Source organism: Mycolicibacterium diernhoferi (assembly GCF_019456655.1).
Lineage (GTDB): Bacteria > Actinomycetota > Actinomycetes > Mycobacteriales > Mycobacteriaceae > Mycobacterium > Mycobacterium diernhoferi.
Map to the genome: position 1 here is coordinate 562322 of NZ_CP080332.1, position 23623 is coordinate 585944.

Here is a 23623-nt window from a genome sequence, read left to right on the forward strand (position 1 = left end):
CTGGCTCAGACCACCGGCACCGACCGATCACTCATGAGGAGAACACCGATGAACGCTTCCGTCCGTATGACGCCCCGGGTGGCGATCATCGGTGCCGGCTTCAGCGGCATCGCGGCTGCGGTCGCACTGCAGCGCAAGGGCATCGATGACTTCGTCATCTTCGAGCAGGCGCCGGGCCTCGGCGGGACATGGTGGCACAACCGGTATCCCGGAGCAGAGGTCGATCTCGAGTCGCACATCTACTCGTTCTCCTTCGAGCGGCACGACTGGACCCGCACCCACGCCGACTGGCGTGAACTGCAGGGCTACCTGGAAGGCGTCGCGCAGAAGTGGGACCTGCCGCGCCGCATCCGGTTCAACGAGACGGTGCAGGACGTGTCGTGGTCGGACACCAACCACACCTACACGGTGACCACCTCCACCGGCGAGGACCACGGCAGTTTCACCGCCGTCATCAGTGCGGTCGGATTCCTGAACATTCCCGTGGTGCCGCCGTTCGCCCGGGGTGACCACGACTTCGAAGGCGCGATGTGCCACACGTCGCGCTGGATCGAGGGGCTGGACATGACCGGCAAGAAGGTCGGTGTGGTGGGCACCGGATCGTCGGCGGTTCAGATCGTCACCGAGGCCGAGAAGGTTGCGTCGGAGGTGAAGATCTTCCAGCTGGAGCCGAACTGGATCCTGCCCAAGGAAAGTCGCGACTTCACGCCGGCCGAGCGGCGCCTCAACCGCAACCCGCTGGTGTATGCCTGGCGCCGGTTCAAGCTCTACTACGAGTACGACACGCGTCAGCTGACCTCCGGGCACGCCCGCGCCGATGGCAAGGCCAACCGGTCGCGGCGGGAGAAGTCGCTGGCCTTCCTGCGCCGTGAACTCGGTTCGCGGCCGGACCTGATGGAACTGGCCACGCCGACGTTCGCATTCGAGGCCAGGCGCACGGTGCTCAGCGACACGTATTACGCCGCGCTGCGCAACCCGAAGGTCGCGTTGGTGCCGCATGGCGTGAAGGGGCTCACCAAGACCGGTGCGATCGACGCCAACGGCGATGAGCACGAGCTGGACATCATCGTGATGGCAACAGGTTTCGACGCCGCCAACTACCTGGGCAACTATGAGGTGCATGGACAGCGTGGCACCGAACTGCACAGCGCCTGGCAGGGTGAACCCGAGGCGTTCCTGGGCATGATGGTGCCGGGCTTCCCGAACTTCTTCATCATGTACGGACCCAACACCAACTCGGTGCCGCTGGTCTCGTTCTACGAGGCGCAGGGCGGGTTCGCCGCCGGCCTCATCGCGCGCGCCGCCAAGAAGGGCAAGACCGTCATCGATGTCCGGCGCTCGGCCTTCGTCATCTACAACGATCTCATCCAGGCGCAGCTGGCCAAGACGGTCTGGGCCACCACGAGTAACTATTTCCAGTCCGGGACCGGAAAGATCGTGTCGCAATGGCCTTTCGGCGCCACTCCGTACATCCTCGGCACGAAGCTGCTGCGCCGGATCGCAGTTCGCCTGTCCTGAGGCACCATGTCGACCGGGAACTGGGCTGAGGAGGCACGCTGCCGCACCGCGGATCCGGACCTGTTCTTCCATCCGGACGGGGAACGGGCCGGTGCCCGCGCCGAACGGCTGCGGCGGGCCCGGCTGGTCTGCGCAGCGTGCCCGGTCGCCCGGCAGTGCGCGGATCACGCCATCAGCAGTCGCGAGGGATTCGGCATCTGGGGCGGGCTGTCCGAGGACGAGCGCATCGGGCGACTACTCGCCGACGGTGCCCGCCCGCGCGGCCGATCTGTTCATCTCACACGGTAGTTAGGAGCTCGAGTTGGCGTCCAAGCCTGTCATCGCCGTCACCATCGCCGGCCGGGAACTTCCCGCAATGGTGCACTGGCGCTTGATGTTCGAAGGGCTGTCGCAGTGCGGCGCGATCCCGGTGGCGATCGACTGCGGGGAGACTCCGATTGAGATCGCCATGCTGCTGGAACAGGTGGACGGGCTGTTGATCAGCGGTGGCGCCGATGTCGATCCCAGCAGGTATGGCGGTGACCCCGAGGACCCCTCGCTGCGCGGGGTGAATTCGGTGCGTGACGCCAACGAGATCGCCGCGTTCGAGGCGGCCTGGGCGCGCGGGTTGCCCACCCTGGCGATCTGCCGGGGTCTGCAACTGGTCAACGTGGCGCGCGGCGGGACGCTGTACGCCGACCTGCCCCGGGACTTCGGGACCGCACTGAATCACCGTCTCGGTGAGGAGGCCCTGCTGCAGAGTGCCCACCAGGTCGAGATCGATGCGGACAGCCGGCTGGCGCAGTGGATGCAGACCTCCGGCGCTATCTCGGTCAACAGCCAGCACCACCAGGGCATCCGCACGCTGGCGGACGGATTCACCGTGGCCGCGCGGGCCACCGACGGGCTGGTCGAAGCCTACGAGTCACTCACCCGTCCCGTCACCGCGATCCAGTGGCACCCCGAGATCAGTTGGCACAACGACGATGTGGCACGACGGCTGCTGAGCGGTTTCGTGACCTCCTGCGTGGCACCGGTACCCGCCTACTGAGCGGGTCGGACCGTCAGGATCTGCGAGGTGGAGCCGATCGGCCCCGTCTCGTCGTGGATGACGCTCTCGGTCAACCCCAGTCCGCCCGGGCCGAACGACACCGTGGTGTCGAATCCCACCCAGCCGCCGCGCGGCTCGGCGAACAGGTGCGCGGTCAGGTCGATGTTGGGGAAGACCACCTTGGCCGGATCGGCCCGCACGGCCAACCCGTTGGCGATGTCGAGCAGCCCGATGGTCGCGGCGGCGGGGCTCACCGCCTCACCGGCGACCAGGCCGATGTCGGTGCGGACCCAGGCCGTCGCCCGCCCGAGCCCGTGCTCCACGCGCCGGACCTCGGCGGAGGCGATGAAGCCGCCGCGCCACAGCCCGGACATGTTCCAGGCCGGGATGCCGGCCGGACCGGGGATCGGGGCGGAACCCGAGCCGGCGAGTTGCGCGGTGTCGAAGCGCCGCATCAGCCAGGCGCGCAGCACCAGCACGTCGCGGCCGGCGTGGCTCAGGGTCGCCTCGACGAGTTCGATGCTGCGCCCGGGCCGGATGACCCGCACGTCCACGTCGACGTCGGCGACGGGGACCGTCCCGAGGATGTCGTAGGACAGCCGGGCCAGCGGTAACCGATCATCGCGACGGTGGTCGCGATGCTGTTCCACGGCGTGGGCGAGCAGGCCGATCGACGGAGCGATGTGCTGCTCGGCGGTGTTCCACGCCCCCTGGGTGTGCCCGGTCGCCCGAAAGCTCGACGCACCGAGCCTTTCGAAGTAATGCACCCGACGATGATGCCCGCCCGCCCCCGACACGCCCGAATCGCGGACCGGGGTCTGTGGGCGAATCCACACCTGCCCTCGTGAGCACCGCCACATCGAGGGCGCGTTGTGCGGTGAATGTGACGGAAGGTTACAGCGAAAAATCTGCCCGATTTGATAGCTGGCTTGTGCATCCCGAATTCGGCACCGTGTGCCGGTACTCATCACCGCACCAACCGAAGGACTCCGACCGCGATGTCACCCTTGCCTCCCGTTCGCCGGCACGCCGCCCTGGGCTCGACCGCACTCGCCGTCGCGCTGGTTCTCTCCGGCTGTGGCGGCGGCAGCGGCAACGAGGCATCGTCGGAGGACGCCGGCACCCCGGTCAGCGGTGGCTCCATCGTCTACGCCACCGACCGCGAGCCCACCTGCCTGGACCCGCACAACTTCGGTGACATGCCGCAGACCTACATCGCCCGGCAGTACCTCGACAGCCTGGTCTCCGAGCGGCCGGACGGCTCGGTGGTGCCCTGGTTGGCCGACTCCTGGGAGGTCTCGCCCGACGGGCTGACCTACATCTTCAAGATCAAGCAGGGCGTGAAGTTCCACGACGGCACCCCGCTGGACGCCGAGGCGGTGCACGCGAACTTCGTGCAGATCCTCGACCCGGCCACCGAGTCGGCCACCGACGCCGGCTACCTGCGGCCGTACTACGAGTCCTCGCGCGCCATCGACCCGGCCACCTTCGAGCTCAAGCTCAAGACCCCGTACTCGGCGCTGCTGCCGGTGCTCTCGCAGGCGTTCTTCGGCATCGAGTCGCCCAAGGCCATGGCGCGTGGCCTGGAGCAGAACTGCCAGTCCCCGGTCGGCACCGGGCCGTTCATCGTCAAGGCCTGGCACCGCGGGCAGAGCGTCGAGTTGGAGCGCAATCCGGACTACAACTCCGCCCCTGCCGACGCCAAGCATCAGGGTCCGGCCTATCTGGACAGCGTGACCTGGAAGTTCATCGAGGACGGCTCGGTGCGGGCCGCCGCGGTGCAGGGCCGTGACGCCGACATCATCTTCAATCCGCCGCCGCAGCAGGTCGCCGCGCTCAAGGCCGATCCCAACCTGACGACGCAGGAGTTCACCCACACCGGGCTGCCCAACGGCATCGCGCTGAACACCAGCCGGGCGCCGTTCGACGACACCTTGGTGCGCCAGGCGTTCATCCACGGCGCCAACGCCGAGGCCGCGGTCAAGAGCGCCTACCTCGGTGTCTACGAGTGGGAGCACGGCCCGATCTCGTCGACCACGCCGTACTTCAAGGACCTGCGCAGCTTCTATTCCTATGACAGGGACAAGGCCGACAAGCTGCTCGACGAGGCCGGCTGGACGCAGCGTGACGCCGACGGCTTCCGCACCAAGGACGGCAAGCGCCTGACCGCCGAACTGGTCTACTCGGCCGACACCGGGGACACCCCGCCGGCCGACGTGACGCTGTTCCAGAACATCCAGTCCGCGGAGAAGGAGATCGGCTTCGACGTCGTGCTCAAGCCGCTGCCCCAGGACCAGTACTTTGCGGCGTTCAGCGACAAGGACGCCTATGACGGACTGACCGGCGCGTACTGGAACAGCCCGACCCCGGCCGTGCTGTCCATCGTCTTCTCCTCGGATTCGCTCAAGGCCGCCCCCGGGAACAACATGAGCTGGGTCGAGAACCCGAAGATCGACGAACTGGTCCGCGCCGCGGCAGGCACCACCGATACCGCTGAGCAGCAACGCCTCTACGGTCAGACGCAGGAGATCGTCGCCGAGGAGGCCTATCAGCTGGGCCTGTACCCGGTGCTCACCCGGCTGGTGGCCAAGAAGAACCTCAGGGACGTCTGGATCGAGCCGTCCGAGGGTGAGCCGGTGCTGCACGACGCCTGGCTGGCCCCGTGAGTCTGGCAGTACCCGGAGCCCGCCGCACCCCGATCGGGGTGCGGCGGTTCCTCGTTCGACTGGCCGGTGTCATCGGTGTGCTGTGGGGTGCGGCCACCCTCACCTTCATCGCCGCCCAGCTGATGCCGGGTGATCCGGCCCAGACCATCCTGGGCGGGGCGGGCTCACGCCCGTCCCCGGAGCAGATCGCGGCGGTCCGTGAGCAGTACGGGTTCAACGACCCGGTGCTCGTGCAGTACCTGAACTACCTGGGCGGGCTGCTGCGCGGCGACCTCGGCACCTCCTACATCCTCAAGCAGCCCGTCACCGGTGTGATCACCGAACAGCTCGCTCCGACAGTGGTTCTCACCCTGACCGCGCTCGTGCTGTCATGGGTCATCGCGGTGGCGGTCACCCTGCTCACAGCGCACCGCAGCCGTTGGCTGTCGTCCATCGGCTCGGGCCTGGAGATCTTCCTGGCCGCGCTGCCGCAGTACTGGCTGGGCATCGTGCTGCTGGTGGTGTTCGCCTTCCAGCTCCGGCTGCTGCCGGTGGTGGGGGACAGCGGCCCCGAAGGGCTGGTGCTGCCCGCCCTCACCCTGGCCCTGCCGCTGGCCGGCTACCTGGGCCAGGTGACCCGCGACGAGTTCTCCTCGGCCATGGAACAACCGTTCGCCGTGTCGGCGCGGGCCCGCGGGATGAGCGACTGGGCGGTGCGCTGGCGGCACGCCCTGCGCCACGCACTGCTGCCCGGGCTCACCCTGTCCGGGTGGGCGCTGGGGTCGCTGTTCTCCACCGCCGTCATCGTCGAATCGGTGTTCGTCCGGCCCGGTTTGGGGCGGTTGCTCGTCGACGCCGTGACATCCAAGGACATGCCGGTGGTGATCGGGGTGACGTTGTTCGTCGCGGCGGTCTACGTGCTGGCCAACCTCTTGGTCGACATCGCCTTCGTGCGCGTCGACCCGCGACTGCGGAGGACCCGATGACCATCGCGAACCCGGTGACCGGCAGCCGGCGGGCATTGCGGCCCGCGGTGGTTCTCGCCGCGGCCTACCTGGCGCTGATGTTCGCCTGGGCGGTCGCGCCCGGGGTGTTCACCAGCGGCACCCCATACGACACCGATATCGAAACACCCTTGAAGCCACCGTCGTTGGAGCACTGGTTCGGCACCGACGCCTCCGGCCGGGACATTTACACCCGGGTGGTCTTCGGTGCGCAGAGCTCACTGGCCATCGGGGTGGGCGCCACGGCGCTGGCCCTGATCGTGGCGATCGCCCTCGGGTTCGCCGCCGGGCTGGGCGGGCGGTTCGCCGACGGGGTCATCAGCCGCTTCCTCGAAGTGGTGCTGTCCATCCCCGGACTGCTCATCGCGCTGCTGTTCATCGCGGTGCTCGGCCCCGGCGTGGCCACCCAGATCCTGGCCGTGGCGATCGGCTCGGCCGTCGGCTACGCGCGCATGGTGCGCGGTCAGGTGATTGCGGTCAAGGATTCCGGATACGTCCATGCCGCAACGGCACTCGGTCACTCCCGGCGCCGCATCATCACCGCGCACGTGTTCCCCAACGCGATGCGCCCGCTGGTGGTGCTCGGCACCATGGGCATCGGCCAGTCGATCATCTGGGCGTCCTCGCTGAGCTTTTTGGGACTCGGCGTCGCGCCGCCCGCCCCGGAGTGGGGCGCCATGCTCAACGCCGGCCGCGACTTCGTCTCCACCGCATGGTGGCTGGAGCTGTTCCCGGGTCTGGCCATCATCGGTTGCACCCTGGCCGTCACCGTGGTGGGCCGGTATCTGCAGCAGCGCCTGGAAGGACGGCTCGAATGAGTCCATTGGTAGCGGTCGAGGACCTGACGGTGTCCTTCGGCAAGCACCGCCGCGAGGTGGTGCGCGGTGTCTCCTTCGAGGTGGCGCCGGGCGAATGCTTCGCCATCGTCGGCGAATCCGGGTCCGGTAAGAGCGTCACCGCCCGCGCCCTGCTCGGGCTGACCGGTCCGACCTCGCACACCGCGGCGAGCCGCCTGGAACTGCACGGAAAGTCCTTGCTGGGCCACAAGGACCGGGACTGGCGCCGCATCCGGGGCCGCGAGGTCGGCTTCGTGCTGCAGGACGCGCTGGTCTCACTGGACCCGTTGCGCACCGTGGGCGCGGAGATCGCCGAGACGCTGCGGCTGCACAAGTACGGCAACAAGTCCGCCCGGCAGAAACGCGTGCTGGAACTGCTCGACGCCGTCGGGGTGCCGGAGCCACCGTTGCGGGCCCGCCAACTGCCCCAGGAACTGTCCGGCGGGCAGCGCCAGCGTGCCCTGATCGCCTCGGCCATCGCCCTGCAACCGCCGCTGCTCATCGCCGACGAGCCGACCACCGCCCTGGACGTCACCGTGCAGGCGCAGATCCTCGAGCTGCTGCAGACCATGAAGGACAACGGCACCGGGCTGATCCTGATCAGCCACGACCTGTCGGTGGTCAGCCGTCTCGCGGACCGGGTGGCGGTGATGCGGGAGGGACAGTTCGTGGAACAGGGCGCGGTCGGCGAGGTGCTGGCCAACCCCGGGCACCCCTACACCCAGGCACTGATCGATGCGGTCCCGGCCACCCACCGCAAGGGCACCCGACTGTCCGCGCAGCCGCCACGCCCGGTGCACGAGGGACGGCGCCGCACGACATTCGACGGTGTGGTGCTGCAGGCCGAGGGCCTCACCAAGCGTTTCCGCGGCCCCGACGGTGCGGACCGCACTGCCGTGCAGGATGTCTCGTTCAGCATCGCGGCCGGCGAGACGCTGGGCATCGTCGGTGAGTCCGGATCCGGCAAGACCACCACCGCCCGGATGGCGCTGGCACTGCTGGAACCCGACGCCGGCACCGTGCTGCTCGGCGGGCAGCCCTGGAGTGCGCTGACCGAATCGCAGCGCCGGCCGCGGCGCCGGGAGATCTCGGTCGTCTACCAGGATCCGCTGGGATCCTTCGATCCGCGCTGGACGGTGCGCCGGATCGTCTCCGACGCCCTGCCCGCCGACACCTACCCCGACGCCGAGACGCGCCGGGCCCGCACCGAGGAGCTGCTGGCCGATGTCGGTCTGGGCGCCGAACACCTGGACCGCAGGCCGCTGCTGCTCTCCGGCGGGCAGCGTCAGCGGGTGGCCATCGCCCGCGCCCTGGCACCCGAACCCGCACTGATCGTCCTCGACGAACCGGTGTCCGCGCTGGACGTGACGATCCAGGCCCAGGTGCTCGATCTGCTGGCCGACCTGCAGGACCGGTTGGGGCTGTCTTACCTGTTCATCTCGCACGATCTCGGTGTCATCCATCACGTCGCCGACCGGGTGCTGGTGATGCGGCACGGGAAGGTCGTCGAATCCGGTGGTGCGGCAGAGATCTTCGACTCGCCCCAGGACCCCTACACCCGTCAGCTACTGGCGAGCCTGCTGGTCGCCGAACCCACTCCCGGAGGTACCGCATGAGCCGCCAGATCATCCTCAATGCGTTCGACATGAACTGTGTGACGCACATCGTCGCCGGTACCTGGCGGCACCCCCAGTCCCAGGCCGTGCGGTACAAGGACATCGAGTACTGGACGGATCTGGCCAAGGTGCTCGAGCGCGGCCTGTTCGACGGCCTGTTCATCGCCGATGTGCTCGGGATCTACGACGTGTACGCGCAGGGCCCGGAGGCCGCGCTGCGTGCGGGCGCCCAAGTGCCGGTGAATGATCCGATGCTGGTGGTCTCGGCGATGGCCGCGGTCACCGAGCATCTCGGTTTCGGGGTCACCGCGGCCACCTCCTTCGAGCATCCCTATTCGTTCGCGCGCCGGATGTCGACGCTGGATCACCTGACCAAGGGGCGGGTCGGCTGGAACATCGTGACCGGATACCTGGAGAGCGCCGCCCGCAACCACGGCCTGGACACCATCACCCCGCACGCCGACCGCTACGACATCGCCGACGAGTACACCGAGGTGCTCTACAAGCTGTGGGAGGGCTCCTGGGAGGACGATGCGGTGGGCACCGACCCGACCCGCACCGAGTACGCCGACCCGGCCAAGGTCCACCCGATCGGGCACGAGGGCAGGCACTTCCGGGTCCCGGGCATCCATCTGTGCGAACCCTCGCTGCAGCGCACCCCGGTGCTCTATCAGGCCGGGGCATCCACCCGGGGGCGGCAGTTCGGCGCCGAGAACGCCGAGGTCATCTTCATCGGCGCGCCCACCAAGGACATCCTGCGCGAGGCGGTGGCCGATATCCGGGCCCGCGCCGCGGCGGCCGGCCGGGACCCGTATGACGTGAAGATCGTCAACAGCCACGTCATCGTCACCGGCGCGACCGAGACCGCTGCGCAGGCACGGTATGACGAGTTCCGCAGTTACACCGATCCGCAAGGGGCGCTGGCCCTGTGGTCGGGTTGGCTCGGCACCGACCTGTCCCGGTTCGAGCTCGACGCCCCGGTCGAGGTCACCGACAACGAGTTCCTGAAGTCCTCGGTGGAGATGTTCGGTCAGGGCCAGTGGACGCTGCGCGACTTCATCGACGCCCACGCGATCAACGTCGATGGGGCCATGTCGGTGGGCGGGCCCTCGCAGGTCGCCGACGAACTGCAGGAATGGGTCGCCGAGACCGATGTCGACGGTTTCAACCTGACCAACGTGATCACCCCCGGCACCTTCGTCGACATCGCCGACCACGTCATCCCGGAACTGCAGCGCCGGGGCGTCTACAAGACCGAGTACACCGAAGGGACCCTGCGGCACAAGCTGTTCGGCCGTGGTCCCCGACTGCCCGAATCCCACCGTGCGGCCGACTACCGCCACGTCACCCAGGAGGTCTCCCGATGACCAGCATCACCACCGAACCACTGACCTACGGGTCGCAGCAGTTGGCCGAACTGATCGAGAAGATCGGCGAGGGCGCGCTGGAACGTGAGCGCACCGGGGAACGGCCCTTCGCGGTGATCGACCTCATCAAGGAGTCCGGCCTGGGTGCGCTGCGGGTGCCGCGCGCCGAGGGCGGTGGTGGCGCCACCCTGCGCGAACTGTTCGCCACCGTCATCGCGATCGCGGAGGTCGACGTCAACGTCGCCCACATCCTGCGCGGGCACTTCGCCCACATCGAGGAGCGGCTGCGGGTCGACGGCGAGGTCCGGCGCCAGGGCATCGACCTGGCGCTGTCGGGCAAGCTGATCGGCAACGCCTCCACCGAGATCGGCTCCACCCCGGCCGGCGGGTTCACCTGGCAGACCACGCTGACCCCCGACGGTGAGGACTACCTGCTCAACGGCAAGAAGTTCTTCACCACCGGCACGCTGTACTCCGACTACGCCGAGGTGCTGGCCAGCGACCCCACCGGCGCCTCGGTGATCGTGCTGGTGCCCACCGACCATCCCGGCGTCACGGTGCTCGACGACTGGGACGGGATGGGCCAGCGCGCCACCGGCACCGGCACCGCCATCTTCGAGAACGTCCCGGTACGGGCCGCGGAGGTGATGGAGTTCGCGCCGCCGGGCGCCGATGACGAGGAGCAGTCGCTGTACCTGTCCGGGGCGTTCTTCCAGCTCTACGTGACGGCACTGGAAGTCGGGGTGATCCACGCGCTGCGCAAAGATGCGGTGGCGCACGTGCATTCGCGGACACGCAGTTTCGCCTGGGCGCCGAACCCGGTACCGGCCGATGATCCGCTGCTGCAGCGCGAGATCGGTGAGATCGCCGCCGCGGCCTACGCCGGGCAGGCCACCGTGCTGGCCGCCGCCGACGCGCTGGCCGCGGCCTTCGAGGCCGATGTGCACAAGACCGACCCGGATCTGGAACTGGCGCACGAGGCCTCGCTGCAGGCCGCGTCCGCCAAGATCGTGGTGGACGCGCTGGCGCAGAAGGCCGCATCGCAGATCTTCGACGTGGGCGGGGCCTCGATCGTGCGTCAGGTACACCTGCTGGACCGGCACTGGCGCAACATCCGCACGCTGGCCTCGCACAACCCGTCGTCGTACAAGGCGCAGGCCATCGGCGCGCTGTACGCCCGCGGGACGAAACTGCCGGGCAGCGGCTACTTCTGACCCGCGGTTCGCGGAGTTCTAGCCGTAACCATTCCGGCTGGAACTCCGCAAATCACGAGAACGCACCCCGGTACTGCGCCGCCGGGTGCCGCTCGTTGATCAGGTCGGTGCCGAACAGCTTGGCCCGCGTCGATCCCGGCGCGTACTCGCGCTGGGCCAGCCCGCGGTCCTGCAGCACCGGGATGACGTGCTCGACGAATTCCACATAACTGCCCGGGATGGTGGCGTTGACGACGTTGATGCCGTCCACACCGGCGTCGCGCCACCGCTGCAACTGATCGGCGATGCTCTCCGGAGTGCCGACCACCCGAGAGTTACGTCCTTGCAGCAGACCGAGATCGCGCACCGTGGCCGCTCTGCCTGGCGATTCCCCGGGTCGCTGCGCTCCTGCCCGCCGAGAAACCGATTCCTGGACCCACTCCACAATGCTGCGGGTCCCATCGGTGTTGCCGATGTCGCCGAGCGGGGCGTCCAGGTCGTGGCCGCCGAAGTCGACGCCGACCGCACCGGACAGATGCGCCACCATCCCGTCCAGATCGATCGCCTCGTCCAGTTCGATCTCCTTGCGGCGGGCCTCCTCCTCGGTACTGCCGATGACGAAGTGCAGGCCCTGGAAGAACTTCAGGTCGTCGCGTTTGCGCCCGGTGGCCACCACCCGGCGGCGGGTGTCCTCGATCAGGTCCCGGGCCTGCTCCGGGCCGGGGCTGATGATGAATTGCGCCTCGGCATGCCGGGCCGCGAAATCCCTTCCCGCGGTGGATGATCCGGCCTGGAACAGGATCGGTGTGCGCTGCGGTGACGGTGCGACAAGATGCGGCCCCTCGACCCGGTACCGCTTGCCGACATGGTTGATCTTGTGGATCTTGGCGAAGTCGCCGTGCAGTCCGCGCGCCCGGTCCTGCAGCAGCGCCCCGTCATCCCAGGAGCCCTCCCACAGTTTGTAGGTGACATCGACGTACTCGTCGGCCCACCGGTAGCGCTCATCGTGCTCCTCCAGTCCGTCGTAGCCGAAGTTACGGGCCGCGTTCTCCAGCGCACTGGTCACGATGTTCCACGCAATCCGGCCGTTGGTGGCGTGGTCGAGGGTGGAGATCTTGCGGGCGAAGTTGAACGGATGGTCCTGGATGACCGAACTGGTGATGGCGATACCGAGATCGGTGGTGTTGTACGCGATGGCCGAGGCGATCACGCTGGGATCGTTGCTCGGAATCTGCAGACCGGCCTGCACGTACTTCTCATAGGAGCCGCCGTAATCCCCGTACAGGCCCACCACATCGGCGAAGAAGATGAAGTCGAACCGGCCTCGCTCAAGCACTTTCGCCAGCGCGACCCAGTGCTCGAGGGAGTTGAAATCGGTCTGGCCGGCATCGGGTCGACGCCACAGTCCCTGCAGGATGTGCGAGGTCGTGTTCATCACGAATGCGGAGAAATGAAGGTGTGGGGTCGGCATTCGAGGAAATCTCGCAACCGAACCCCAGGCACGACAACAGTTTCACTCACCGTGCGTTGCAGTCACGGTAATTATTATCCTGCGCCAGACGCTCGGCAGATCTGTTTGCTACGACTAGCTTCTGCCCGATGACTTCCGACAACAGCGGCAATCCGCGCCGCGCCGTCGACTCCGTGATGGAGCGACTGGACACCTATGGCATCGGGCGCCGGCAGTTCGTGAAACTGCTGGCCGGTAGCACCGCCGCGCTGGCCGGTGTCGGCGCGCTGTCCGCGGTGGGACGCCGCGATGCGGCCCGTGGCGGTGCCGTCGCCTACACCGACGGTCAGTTCGCGCTGCTGAACTGGTCTTCCACCGGCGACTACCAGGTGCAGTGGGGGCGAGCGTTCCAGGACGCGGCCGGCCAGCTCGGCTACAAGAGCGTGGTGCTCGACGGCAAGAACGATGCGGCCGTGCAGTCCAACCAGTTCAACCAGCTGCTCACCCAGAAGACCACCGCCATCTTCGTCGGCCTCAACGACGCCGGCGCGCTACCGACGCTTGCGCACGACGCCAACGAGAACGGCGTGCTGTTCCAGGCGGCCTGGAACTCGCCGGCCTGGTACACCCCCTGGCACAGCGACGTCGACGGCGACAAGTACACCACCTTCCTGATGCCCGACGAGTACGTGTCGGTGGGCAAGGCCGTGGACGTGCTGGCCCGCAAGATCGGGGAGGAGGGCACGATCGTCCGGGTCGGCGGCTACTACCCGTCCATCGACGGTTGCGAGGTGCAGCGCCGGCTCGCAGTCCACGAAACCCTGAAGAAATACCCGAAGATCAAGTTCGCGGGGGAACTGCACGCCAAATACGACGCCGACCTGTCCCAGCGTGCGGCCGCGTCCCTGCTGGCGCGGTTCCCCGACACCCGCGGCATCGTCGCGGTCAACGACGACGCCGCCACCGGTGTGGTGGCCGGTATCGAGGCGGCCGGCAAGGTGCCCGGTAAGGACGTCTTCGTGGTGGGCGCCAACGGATCCACCGCAGGAATCGACCGGATCGTCAAGGGCACCCAGCTCGCCACCACCGGCAACGTGCCGGCCTACCCGTCCTTCTTCACCCTGGCCCAGTTCCACGACCGGCTACAGGGCTGGAAACCCGAAGCGGCCGAACGGTTCTACGGCTGGCACGCCGAGATCATCACCGCGGAGAACGTGCACAAGTTCAAGACCCGCTTCGTCGACGGGCCGATCGCCGAGTCCTTCGACGTGCGGCTGCTCTCGCGCACCCTGCACCCGACCGACTTCGACCTGCAGTTCGACGGCTACCCGGTCGAGGACCTGGAGACCATCTGGCCGGGGGTGCCCAAACCGGCGGGCTTCGAATACCCCGAGGCCTATCTGAATGCTCAGCGCAACGGCGATTTCGACCGGATCCGCGCGCTCTACAAGCAGCACTACCGGACCCCGGTGCTGGGTCCCTCCCCGTACAGGAAGGTCTGACATGACGGTGTTGGAAGAAGAGGCGGTGGCACACGAGCCGGTTCGGGCCGAGCCCCGGCTGCAGGCCCACGACATCGTCAAGACCTTCGGCGCCAACCGGGCGCTCAAGGGCGTCGACCTGACCGTCGGCGACGGCGAGGTCGTCGGCCTGATCGGGGAGAACGGCGCCGGTAAGAGCACCATCCTCAACATCGTCTCCGGGGTGCTGCCGTTCGACTCGGGCACCCTGCAACTCGACGGCCGCGACATCGCCCCGAAGTCCTACCAGGAAGCCAACAAACTGGGCATCTTCCGGGTGTTCCAGGAGGCGAACCTGGTGGACACCCTGCCCGTCTACCAGAACGTGTTCTTCGGCTGGGAGCACCTGTTCCGCACCCGGCTCGGTGGACTGGACCACCGGGCACTGCGCAGGGCGGCCAGCACGGCGCTGGAATCCGCCGGGGTGGACGGCGTGGACGTGTCCGCCCCGACCGGCGTGCTGGCCCCCGGGCAGAAGCAGAGCCTGGACATCGCCCGGGTCACCGCACTGGCCGACCTGCTGGAGGTCGAACGCCCGGTGGTGTTGTTCGACGAACCGACCACCGCACTGGACTCCGAGCACGAGGACAATTTCCTGCTGCTGCTCAAACGCCTGCGCGGTGTCGCGGCCGTCGTCTTCGTCTCGCACCGGCTGCCCGAGATCATCGAAACCACCGACCGGATCACCGTTTTCAAAGACGGTGAATCGGTCGCCGACCGGCCCACCCAGGGCACCGACGAGAGTGAACTGCACCGGTTGATGGTGGGCCGGCTGCGCACCGAGAACTACTACCGTGAGCACGCCCAGGTCGAGATCGCCGCGCAGACCCCGCCCCGGCTGGTGGTCGAGTCCGTCGCCGGTGCGGGCGTGCTCCGGGAGGCCTCGCTGGCGGTGGCGCCCGGTGAGATCCTCGGCCTGGCCGGCACCGAGGGCTCCGGGAAGCGGGTGCTGGGCGAGATCGTCGCCGGCGCGGTCCGCGCCACCGCGGGCCGGGTGCTGCTCGACGGGCAGGAGGTCACCGGTGACATCGGCGAGCACGTCCGTGCCGGCATCGCCTACGTACCCCCGGACCGCTCCGAGAAGGGTCTGGTCACCTCGTCCTCGATCGTCGACAACATCCAATTGGCGTCGCTGCACGATCTTTTCGCCACCCGCCGGGTCGGGCTGTGGGCGGTCGGGCGGGCCCGCAAGGTCGCCGACCAGTACGTCGACGAACTCGGCATCGTCACCCAGGGCATCGACGCACCCGTGTCCTCGCTGTCCGGCGGCAACGCGCAGAAGGTGCTGATCGCCAAATGGCTGCTGCGCAAACCAGATGTGCTGGTCCTCGACGAACCCACCCAGGGCGTGGACACCGGCGCCCGCGAAGGCATCTACGACCTGCTCCGCAAGGTCGCCGCCGAGGGCACCGCGATCGTCCTGGTCAGCGATGACCTTCCCGAACTCATCGGCCTGTCCAACCGGATCGCCGTCGTCACCGAGGGCCGCCTGGTGGCCACCGTCGACGCACCGGCCGGGGCCAAACCCGATGAACACGATCTCGTCGCGCTGATGATCCCCGGCACCACTTCCCCCGTACCCACCACCACTGGATGAGGCCATGACCACTGAATTGACGCTTCCCGCACCCACTCCCGACGCACCCGCCGAGCGCCCCACGCCCCGCGGCTCGCTGTTCGGCCGGCTCAACGTGGTGCGTGACCTGCTCCCACTGGCCGCTCTGCTGGCGCTGTTCGTGTTCTTCTCGGTACGTGCCGAGGCGTTCCTGTCCGCGGCGAACCTCACCCTGATCAGCGGGCAGGCCGGCATCCTGCTGCTCGCCTCGCTGGGGGCGACGCTGGTGATCATCGCCGGCAGCGTCGACCTGTCCGTCGGCTCCATCGCCCTGCTCACCGGGGCGGTGGTGGCCCTGTCGATCAACAACGGCTTCGGCAACCCGATCGTGGTGCTGCTCATCGCGATTGCGGTGGGCGCGCTGATCGGGCTGGTCAACGGGGTGGTGTTCGCCTACGGCCGGGTGCCGTCGTTCATCGCCACCCTGGGCACCCTGTCGCTGTTCGCCGGTATCGGGCTGTCCATCCTGCAGGGCAGCACCATCAACTTCACCAACCAGGCCGTCCGCGACCTTGCCATCGGCCAGTTCATCCCGAATGTGCAGAACGCCGCGCTGATCGCGCTGGCCGCCTTCCTGGTGGTGTGGTTCTTCGCGCGGCGCACCCGGCTTGGCCTGTACGTCTACGCGGTCGGCGGCAATGAGCGGGTGGTCGACCTGGCCGGTGTGCGCACCCGCCGGGTGAAGGTGCTGATCCTGATCCTGTCCGGTATCACCGCCGGGCTGGCCGGGCTGCTGCTGACCGCCCAATTGGGCGCCGCCGGGCCGTCATTGGGGTCGACCATCCTGCTGGATTCGATCGCCGCGATCGTGATCGGCGGGACCGCGCTGTCCGGCGGTGTCGGCGGAGTCGGGCGCACCGTGCTGGGCGTGCTGATCCTGACGGTACTGTCCAACGGGCTCAACCAGATCGGCGCCGCCGACTACACCCAGACCATCATCAAGGGTCTGGTGATCATCGTGGCGGCGGTCTTCACGATGGCCTCCCAGCGCAAGCTGATCGTCAAATAGCATGAGCGGGCCACGATTCGGAGTCTGGGCACTGGAGGAGGGCTGCTTCGGCTCTCCCCATCACCCCGAGGACCCGCACGACGCCCGCTGGGAGCGGGTGCGGGATCAGGTGTTGCTCGCCGAGGAGCTGGGCTACGACAGCACCCTGATCGCGCAACTGTTCATCAGCCCGTTCGGAGAGGACTACGACCAGGGTGAGGCCTGGTCGCTGGCGGCCGCGCTGGCGGCACTGACCAGCCGGATCGAGCTGATCGCCGCGGTCAAACCGTATTCCTACCCGCCCGGGGTGCTGGCCAAGATGGCCCTGCAGATCGAGGAGATCAGCGGCGGCCGCTTCGCCGTCAACCTGGTCAACGGCTGGTTCGCCACCGAGGCCCGTCGACTCGGGTTGACCTTCGGCGACCGGGACGAGCGGTACGCCTATGGGCGGGAATGGATCACGATCGTCCGTGAGTTGCTGACCGGTGGCCCGTCGACATTCCAGGGCCGGTGGTTTCGCACCGACGGTTACCGACCCCGGCCGGTGTCCCGGTGGCGGGACCGGCCGAAGATCTACAGCGGAGGCGAGTCGGAACCGGCCCGGGCGCTGGCCGCCGACGCCTGTGACGCCTGGTTCATCAACGGCCAACCGCTCGAGCGGGTCGCGGCGCTGATCGAGGATGTGCGGGCCCGCCCGCGGATCGGCCCGCCGGTCGAGTTCGGGATGGCGGCGTTCGTCATCGCCCGCGACACCGACGCCGAGGCCGCCGACGCGCTGGCCTACGCCTGGGAGATCAGCAAGCGCGACCGCCTCGAGCAGGAATGGATCAGCGGGCAGGTCGCCCCCGACGTGCAGATGTTCAAGACGTTCGAGGAGTTCCCGCACATCGGCACCAACGGCGGTACCGCGGCCGGCCTGGTCGGCAGCTACGACACCGTCGCCCGGCGGGTCGAGGAATTCCACGACGCCGGCATCGACCTGTTCATGCTGCAGTTCCAGCCCTTCGAGGCCGAGATGAGCCGGTTCGCCGAGCACGTCCTGTGCCGGGTCAAAGGCCGCGTACGCGCCTAGGATCGAGTACATGGCCCGTCACTACGCGACCGCAGACCAGGTCTCCCTCGATGAGCTGCTGGAGTTCGTCCGCCCGCGGCACCGGATGGTGCTCACCACCTTCCGCGCGGATGGGTCGCTGCAGAGTTCCCCGGTCACCGGCGGGGTCGATGACCAGGGCCGACTGGTCATCGCGAGCTATCCGCAGCGCGCCAAATCGGTGAACATCGGCCGCACCGCGCGGGCCAGCGTGACGGTCCTCTCCGACGAGTTCAACGGCCCCTACGTCCAGATCGACGGCGAGGCCGAACGCATCGACCTGCCCGATGCGGTGGAACCGCTGGTGGACTATTTCCGCGCGGTCGCCGGGGAGCACCCGGACTGGGACGAGTACCGCCAGGCGATGATCGATCAACGGAAGTGCCTGCTGCGCATCACCCCTCGCAGCTGGGGACCCGTTGCCGCCGGCGGCTTCCCGCCACCGGCCTAGGACGGACGGGCGTACTTGCCCTTCGGATCGAAATTGGCGTTGCTGATCGCGGTGGACAGACCGGTGCCGATCGGCCCGAGGTGATCGAACAGCTCGGAGGATCCGGTGGCCACACCGTCGGCGCTGGTGTGGGTCAGTGCCGCGAGTGCGATGTAGGGCCCGTCCGGCAGCCGGCTCAGCGCCAGCGTGTAGTCGGCGTTGATGAACGCCAGTCCGGCGGTGCTGAAGTTGGTCATCGAACTGGTGACATCGACGGCCATCGCCGCCCGGATGAACGGAGTCAGCTCCTCGCCGTCCACCAGATCCCGGAACTCGCGGATCCATGCGTACCGGGGACCTGCCTGCTGCCAAGGAAATTCGAGGCCGTTGGAGTCGCCGGTCGGGCCGTAGGCGCGGATGAACATCGGTATCGCTTCGTCGATCTGCTCGGGCTCCTCCGGTATCGGCGGAAGGTCGACCGGGGTGCTCCAGAACTCGCCGTCGGGCTGGGTGCTGCGGCGCAGGTAGAGCGCCGACGCCCGGGCGACCAGCGCCCCGCCCTGGGTCATGGCCGCATCGACCGACCGCATCCGGGCGCCGGCGCGCACCACAGTGGCACTGACCTGCAGAGGTTCGGTCGCCACCCGGCGCAGGATCTCCACCGTCAGCCGGGCCGGCTGCAGGGTGGTGTCTTCCACCTGGGCCTCGATGGCGCGGGCGAGCAGTCCGCCGACCACCTGGCCGCCGAGGGTCGGTCCCCATCCGCCGTGCGCGATCGGATTGGGAACCAGGTCCGCACCGTACTGAACCACGAACGGCGTCGCAGTGCTGAGCGTCATGGGCTTCCTTTCGCGGGCGCCCCGCGCGCCGACCACGTCGACGTTATTACAAAAACAGTCACAACTGTAATCTCAGGACCGGGGTTTGCGACCGTGTTCCCGGTAGAAGTCCACATGCGCCCGAGCCGCATCTGCCCACGTCATCGACAGTGCGAGAGCCCGTCCCGGGCCGGGGTCACCGGGATCGGTGAGGGCGTCACCGAGCTCGGCGGCGAATCCGGTCACGTCCGCCGCATAGCGCACGGTCGGCCCGAAGACCTCGCGCAACACGGGCAGATCACGCGCGACGACGGGGCGGCCGGCGGCCAGCGCCTCCAGGGCCGCCAACCCGAAACCCTCCTTGGTCGACGGGAACGCGAACACCTCGCAGTCCTTGACCAGTCCGGGCAGGTCGTCGTCGGCGACCGCGCCGAGGATGATCGGGGCGATATCCAGTTCCCGGCAGCGTGCCTCGAAGGCGCTGCGATAGTCGCGGTAGTCGAACAGGGTCTCTCCGCCGGCGATGACCAGCGCCAGATCCGGGCATGTCCGTCGCAGCAGTCGATACGCCTCGAGCAGGTCGAGGGTGCCCTTACGGGGTTCGATTCCGCCGACGGTCAGCAGGTACCGTCCCAGCCGTCCGCGCCACTGTCCGTGAGTTGCATCGATGAATCGCTGGGCATCAACACCATTGGGGATCACGGTCGGTTCGAACCCCCAACCGGCCCGCACCTCGGCGGCGACCGCCGCCGACACGCAGATCCGCGCGTACGGTTCGACGATCGCCTTTTCGTGGCATTCGGCGAGGATCGGCGTGGTGAACTCGTCGAGGTGGTGGATGGTGCGGATGCAGTCTCCGACCGCGTTGGCGCTGATGCAGTCCTGCGCGTGCACGATGTCGTAATCGCCCGGCGTGAACGCTCGCCCCAACACCTCGATCGAGCGGACGATGCGGTCGGTGACGGTGTCCCCGTCGTGATCGACGAACTCCACCAACTTCACCGTCACCGCCGGATCCACCGTCCGGAAGAACCCCCGGTCACCCGCGCGGGCCAGCGACCACACCGTGACCTCGGCACCCGCAGCGGCCAGCGCCTCGGCCAGGTTCAGGGTGTGCACCACCCCGCCGCGCGGTTTGGTCGAATAGGTCAGCAAGGCGATCCGCAGGCTCATCCGCGCTCCGATCCGGCCCGATACAGGTCCGGGCGCAGCTCGTCGAGGTGATTGAGAACCTTTCGGGCCCTTGCGATCTCGGACTCGACATCGATCTCGGCCTGGGCCAGCCCGCCCTTGGCCCCGGTATTGGCCAGGATGTCACCGCCGGGCCCGACGATCTTGGCCTGGCCGAGGAACCGCAACCTGCCCATCACGCCGGTCTGGTTCGAGGAGACCAGCACCACCTGGTTCTCCGCGGCGCGGGCGCAGTCGTACAAGTCGAACAGCCGGGACTGCCGGTCGGCCGGCAGCCGGGAGGCCCGGTCGGTGATGCTGGCCGGCCAGGCCGACAGTGCGGCGACGATGTGGGCACCGTCGAGTGCCAGTGTCCGGGCGGCTTCCGGGAATGTCTTGTCGTAGTCGATGAGCATCCCGACCCGACCGACCGGGGTGTCGAAGCTACTGAACCGGTCACCGGCCAGATAGGTCAGGGCCTCCCCGGCGGGCTGGTGGACCTTGCGGTATCTGCCCAGAACACCGTCACCGGACACACAGACGGCCGCGTTGTAGCGGCTACCGCCGGCGGCCTCCTCGGCATAGCCCACGCAGACGGTCATGGCGCCCGCCGCCGCGATCACCGCACCGATCTCCGGACCGTCGGGGTCCAGCGCGGGCGGCGGACCGGTGGGGTCGGGGGCGGTGAAATCGCCGATGTAGCCACCCAGACAGGCATCCGGCAGTACCAACAGGTCGACACCGTCTCGCGCGGCGGACTCGATGATGCCGACGACCTTGGATACGCCGCGGTCGACGTCACGGCCGAAGTGCGCCGCGACCGCGCCCAGCCTGACCGGTGCCATGCGCTCCCCTCAGGCCGGTCCGATACCGGTGACCGAGGCCGTCAACACGGTCGTCGTCACCCCGTCCGGCCAGCGTAGGCGCACCCCGGGCGTGGCCGTCAACGACCCGCAGTCCGCGTCGGCGACACCGGGCGGCAGGCCCGGTGCACGCCGGGTCCGGCCGGCGGTCAGCATGGCGTAGCCGGGGAAGCAGGTCAGCCACTGGCCGGCAGAGGCACCGGCGGGGCGGGGGATGTCCGCGACGGCCAGTTCGGCACCGACCCCACTGGCCTCGGCCAGCATGCCCAAGGTGCCCACCACACCGGCCATGCTGACGTCCTTGGCGGCGCGAGGCCGCAGTTCGGCGACCAACCCGGCCATCGCGGCCAGATCCGTCGCGGAGCGGGCACTGGTGCAATCCCATTGCTTGCCGGTGTATCCGGGCCGCCAGCCGCCGGTGAGGTCGGCGGTGAGCCGGACTCGGTCCCCGGCCCGCCCGCCGCCGGCCGGCACCGGATCGGCGGTGCGCCCGAGTGCGGTGACCGCCAGCGCGGCCGGCACCCCGAGCTGGGTGTGGCCGCCGAGCACCGGGACCCGCCAGGCGGCCGATGCCGCCGTGATACCGCGGACGACGCGGTCCAGGATGGGCCGCGTCGGCGCACCGACCGCGTCCAGCAGTCCGATCGGCCGGGCGCCCATCGCGGTCAGGTCGTTGATGTTGACCAGCACCGAGCACCAGCCCGCCCACTCCGGATCACGTTCGACCATCGACGGGATGATGGCGTCGCAGGCCGCGACCACGTCGGTACCCGGGACCGGGGCACCGTCATCGCCGACGAAACCGGCCGGGCCGAGTCCGCCGCGGATCGCCCGCAGCGGTGCCAGGGTGTCCCCGAGAAAGGATTTGGTGGCGGCGGCAAGCCCGACGAACGGGTTGATCGGGTACCGCATCCGGGTGTGCGAGCGGCCGGCGATCATCTTTTCGCCCAACGGTTTCCAGTTGAGATCGCTGAACACCCGGACATATCGGGTCTGTACGTCGGCCTCGAAGCGCAGCACCCCGGCCGACTCGACGTGCGCGCAGGCCGCCCGGATCAACGCCGGCCCGACGCCGCTGGATCGGGCGGCCCGGGTGGTGACCAGTCGGCTGCCGGTCCACCACCCGATGTCCACCGCGCCGACCGGGGCGAGCCGCACCCCGCCCAGCACGGTGCCGTCGGGCCCGCGAGCCACCAGCACCACGGTGCGCGGGTCGTCATCGATCTCATCGGCGTCGGACCCGGCGAACAGCGCCTGCTCGCGCACGAACTCCGCCGTGCGCAGCCGGCGGTAGTCGGCCAGGTCGGCGCCGCAGGCCGGCTCGATCAGAAACGGCGGAGTCGGCCGGGTACCGGCCAGGATGGACAGATCCTCTGGCGAAGACGGAGTGCTGGAGTCGAAGTGGATCATCAGGCACCCAGCCCCTGCAGCACCGAGCAGGCCCCGCAGGCCGCGCATCCGGCCCGCTGGTCGGTGCCGGCCATCCCGGCCATCGCGAGTTTCGCGGCGACCTCACGGGACACCTTCTCCACCGCCGCGGCCGACGGGGCGGGGGCGGCATCGATCTCGACGGCCAGCGAGCCGGGCTGCGGGCGATAGGGCACCACGAACGGGTACACCCCCATGTCGATCAGTTCGGACGCGCCGGCGATCAGCTCGTCCTGGTCCTCCCCGAGGCCCACCAGCAGATAGGTCGACACCTGATTACGGCCGAACACCCGGACCGCTTCGCGCCACGCCGCCCGGTACTGCTCCAGCGGTACCGTCGCCTTCCCGGGCATCCACCGGCGGCGCACCCGGTCGTCGAGGGATTCCACGTGGATACCGATCGCGTCGGCGCCTGCGGAGCGCAACTCGCCGATGACCGCCAGATCGGCGGGCGGTTCACACTGGACCTGGACCGCAAGACCGGGCTCGGCCTCCTTGACGGCCTGCACGCATCGGATCAGATGCCTTGCGCCACGGTCGGATCCAGCAGAGGTCCCGGTGGTCATCACCATCTGCCGCACGCCGTCCAGCCGTACCGCGGCCGCGGCCACCTCGGCGAGTTCGGCCGGCCGCTTCACCGCGGTGGTGGCCCCCGAGCGCAGGGATTCCTCGATCGTGCAGAACCGGCAGCGTTGATCGGGTGCGTACCGGATGCAGGTCTGCACCACCGTGGTGGCCAGCACGTCGCGGCCGTGCAGCCGGGCCAGTTTCTCGTACGGGACGCCCTCGGCGGTGCACAGGTCGTAGAACTTCGGCCGGTCGATGACCTCGACGTCCAGTCCGGTGTCCACGCCGTCGAGCAGCACCCGGGTGCCGTCGAACACGAACGGGCTGGTGGCATTTCGCGGGATCGCGGCGTTGAGGCCGTCGATGACGAGGTGCCCGTCCGCGCTGGGGCCGGCCCCGGAGGTGCGGCTGACCGGCGGCTCACCGCGGAAACCCGACAGTGCGAGGTCGACCCTGGTGGATACGCTCATCATGG

21 protein-coding genes are annotated in these 23623 nt (G+C 68.7%); 14 read left to right on the top strand and 7 right to left on the bottom strand.

Translation table 11 applies throughout. The features are described 5' to 3' along the window. The first annotated feature begins 48 nt into the window (after window positions 1-48). From K0O62_RS02615 to K0O62_RS02625, 3 genes are read left to right on the top strand one after another with little or no spacing between them, the layout of a single operon-like run. Complete coding sequence (locus K0O62_RS02615) at window positions 49-1518, top strand: flavin-containing monooxygenase (protein ID WP_097933840.1); 1470 nt, start codon at window positions 49-51, stop codon at window positions 1516-1518. Window positions 1519-1524: 6 nt separating this feature from the next. Beyond that, window positions 1525-1806, top strand: coding sequence for a WhiB family transcriptional regulator (locus tag K0O62_RS02620; protein ID WP_073855553.1), 282 nt, complete (start codon window positions 1525-1527; stop codon window positions 1804-1806). A gap of 13 nt (window positions 1807-1819) precedes the next feature. After that, window positions 1820-2548 (top strand): gamma-glutamyl-gamma-aminobutyrate hydrolase family protein, encoded by a 729-nt coding sequence (locus tag K0O62_RS02625; RefSeq protein WP_073855554.1) that lies wholly within the window; start codon window positions 1820-1822, stop codon window positions 2546-2548. Here K0O62_RS02625 and K0O62_RS02630 read toward each other — a convergent pair. Continuing rightward, entirely contained in the window at window positions 2542-3315 is a 774-nt protein-coding gene (locus K0O62_RS02630; protein WP_073855555.1) for a thioesterase family protein, read from the bottom strand. The two genes, K0O62_RS02625 and K0O62_RS02630, sit on opposite strands and share 7 nt — an antisense overlap. A 231-nt stretch (window positions 3316-3546) precedes the next feature. On the opposite strand from K0O62_RS02630, the gene K0O62_RS02635 reads away from it, so the two are divergent. From K0O62_RS02635 to K0O62_RS02660, 6 genes are read left to right on the top strand one after another with little or no spacing between them, the layout of a single operon-like run. Further along, window positions 3547-5214, top strand: coding sequence for an ABC transporter substrate-binding protein (locus tag K0O62_RS02635; protein ID WP_073855556.1), 1668 nt, complete (start codon window positions 3547-3549; stop codon window positions 5212-5214). Then, window positions 5211-6179, top strand: coding sequence for an ABC transporter permease (locus K0O62_RS02640; protein ID WP_073855557.1), 969 nt, complete (start codon window positions 5211-5213; stop codon window positions 6177-6179). The genes K0O62_RS02635 and K0O62_RS02640 overlap by 4 nt, the downstream gene beginning before the upstream one ends. Next, window positions 6176-7015, top strand: a complete 840-nt coding sequence (locus tag K0O62_RS02645; protein WP_073855558.1) for an ABC transporter permease — start codon at window positions 6176-6178, stop codon at window positions 7013-7015. Before K0O62_RS02640 ends, K0O62_RS02645 begins: the two co-directional genes overlap by 4 nt. After that, window positions 7012-8649: a dipeptide ABC transporter ATP-binding protein gene (locus K0O62_RS02650; protein ID WP_073855559.1), complete on the top strand. Its 1638-nt coding sequence runs from the start codon at window positions 7012-7014 to the stop codon at window positions 8647-8649. The genes K0O62_RS02645 and K0O62_RS02650 overlap by 4 nt, the downstream gene beginning before the upstream one ends. Then, window positions 8646-10016, top strand: a complete 1371-nt coding sequence (locus K0O62_RS02655) for an LLM class flavin-dependent oxidoreductase (RefSeq protein ID WP_073855560.1) — start codon at window positions 8646-8648, stop codon at window positions 10014-10016. Before K0O62_RS02650 ends, K0O62_RS02655 begins: the two co-directional genes overlap by 4 nt. Next, on the top strand, window positions 10013-11230 hold the full coding sequence (locus K0O62_RS02660; RefSeq protein WP_073855561.1) for an acyl-CoA dehydrogenase family protein: 1218 nt from the start codon (window positions 10013-10015) through the stop codon (window positions 11228-11230). The genes K0O62_RS02655 and K0O62_RS02660 overlap by 4 nt, the downstream gene beginning before the upstream one ends. A gap of 52 nt (window positions 11231-11282) precedes the next feature. Here the strand turns inward: K0O62_RS02660 and K0O62_RS02665 are convergent, their stop codons facing one another. Next, complete coding sequence (locus tag K0O62_RS02665; protein WP_073855562.1) at window positions 11283-12680, bottom strand: LLM class flavin-dependent oxidoreductase; 1398 nt, start codon at window positions 12678-12680, stop codon at window positions 11283-11285. Window positions 12681-12808: 128 nt separating this feature from the next. On the opposite strand from K0O62_RS02665, the gene K0O62_RS02670 reads away from it, so the two are divergent. Genes K0O62_RS02670 through K0O62_RS02690 form a run of 5 tightly spaced genes read left to right on the top strand, consistent with a single transcriptional unit; the run spans window position 12809 to window position 18323 of the window. Then, a complete protein-coding gene (locus K0O62_RS02670) occupies window positions 12809-14161 on the top strand; it encodes a sugar ABC transporter substrate-binding protein (RefSeq protein WP_073855563.1) in 1353 nt (450 codons plus the stop codon). Window position 14162: 1 nt separating this feature from the next. Beyond that, window positions 14163-15776, top strand: coding sequence for a sugar ABC transporter ATP-binding protein (locus K0O62_RS02675; RefSeq protein WP_073855564.1), 1614 nt, complete (start codon window positions 14163-14165; stop codon window positions 15774-15776). 4 nt (window positions 15777-15780) lie between these two features. Then, a complete protein-coding gene (locus tag K0O62_RS02680) occupies window positions 15781-16803 on the top strand; it encodes an ABC transporter permease (RefSeq protein WP_234800020.1) in 1023 nt (340 codons plus the stop codon). 1 nt (window position 16804) lies between these two features. Next, the gene (locus K0O62_RS02685) at window positions 16805-17854 is read left to right on the top strand and encodes an LLM class flavin-dependent oxidoreductase (protein WP_073855565.1); all 1050 of its coding nucleotides are present in this window, start codon (window positions 16805-16807) and stop codon (window positions 17852-17854) included. Window positions 17855-17864: 10 nt separating this feature from the next. Continuing rightward, window positions 17865-18323 (top strand): PPOX class F420-dependent oxidoreductase, encoded by a 459-nt coding sequence (locus tag K0O62_RS02690; RefSeq protein ID WP_073855566.1) that lies wholly within the window; start codon window positions 17865-17867, stop codon window positions 18321-18323. Here the strand turns inward: K0O62_RS02690 and K0O62_RS02695 are convergent. The 5 genes from K0O62_RS02695 to K0O62_RS02715 all read right to left on the bottom strand — a co-directional run bounded on the left by K0O62_RS02695 (window position 18320) and on the right by K0O62_RS02715 (window position 23618). Further along, window positions 18320-19141, bottom strand: a complete 822-nt coding sequence (locus K0O62_RS02695) for a thioesterase family protein (protein WP_073855567.1) — start codon at window positions 19139-19141, stop codon at window positions 18320-18322. The two genes, K0O62_RS02690 and K0O62_RS02695, sit on opposite strands and share 4 nt — an antisense overlap. Window positions 19142-19213: 72 nt before the next feature. Continuing rightward, window positions 19214-20287 carry an MSMEG_0565 family glycosyltransferase gene (locus K0O62_RS02700; protein WP_073855767.1) on the bottom strand — a complete coding sequence of 358 codons (1074 nt, stop codon included), beginning with the start codon at window positions 20285-20287 and terminating at the stop codon, window positions 19214-19216. 2 nt (window positions 20288-20289) lie between these two features. Continuing rightward, complete coding sequence (locus K0O62_RS02705; RefSeq protein WP_073855568.1) at window positions 20290-21135, bottom strand: carbon-nitrogen hydrolase family protein; 846 nt, start codon at window positions 21133-21135, stop codon at window positions 20290-20292. A 9-nt stretch (window positions 21136-21144) separates the two neighbouring features. Further along, on the bottom strand, window positions 21145-22563 hold the full coding sequence (locus tag K0O62_RS02710; RefSeq protein WP_073855769.1) for an MSMEG_0567/sll0787 family protein: 1419 nt from the start codon (window positions 22561-22563) through the stop codon (window positions 21145-21147). Next, entirely contained in the window at window positions 22563-23618 is a 1056-nt protein-coding gene (locus K0O62_RS02715; RefSeq protein ID WP_073855768.1) for an MSMEG_0568 family radical SAM protein, read from the bottom strand. The genes K0O62_RS02710 and K0O62_RS02715 overlap by 1 nt, the downstream gene beginning before the upstream one ends. Window positions 23619-23623: the final 5 nt, after the last annotated feature.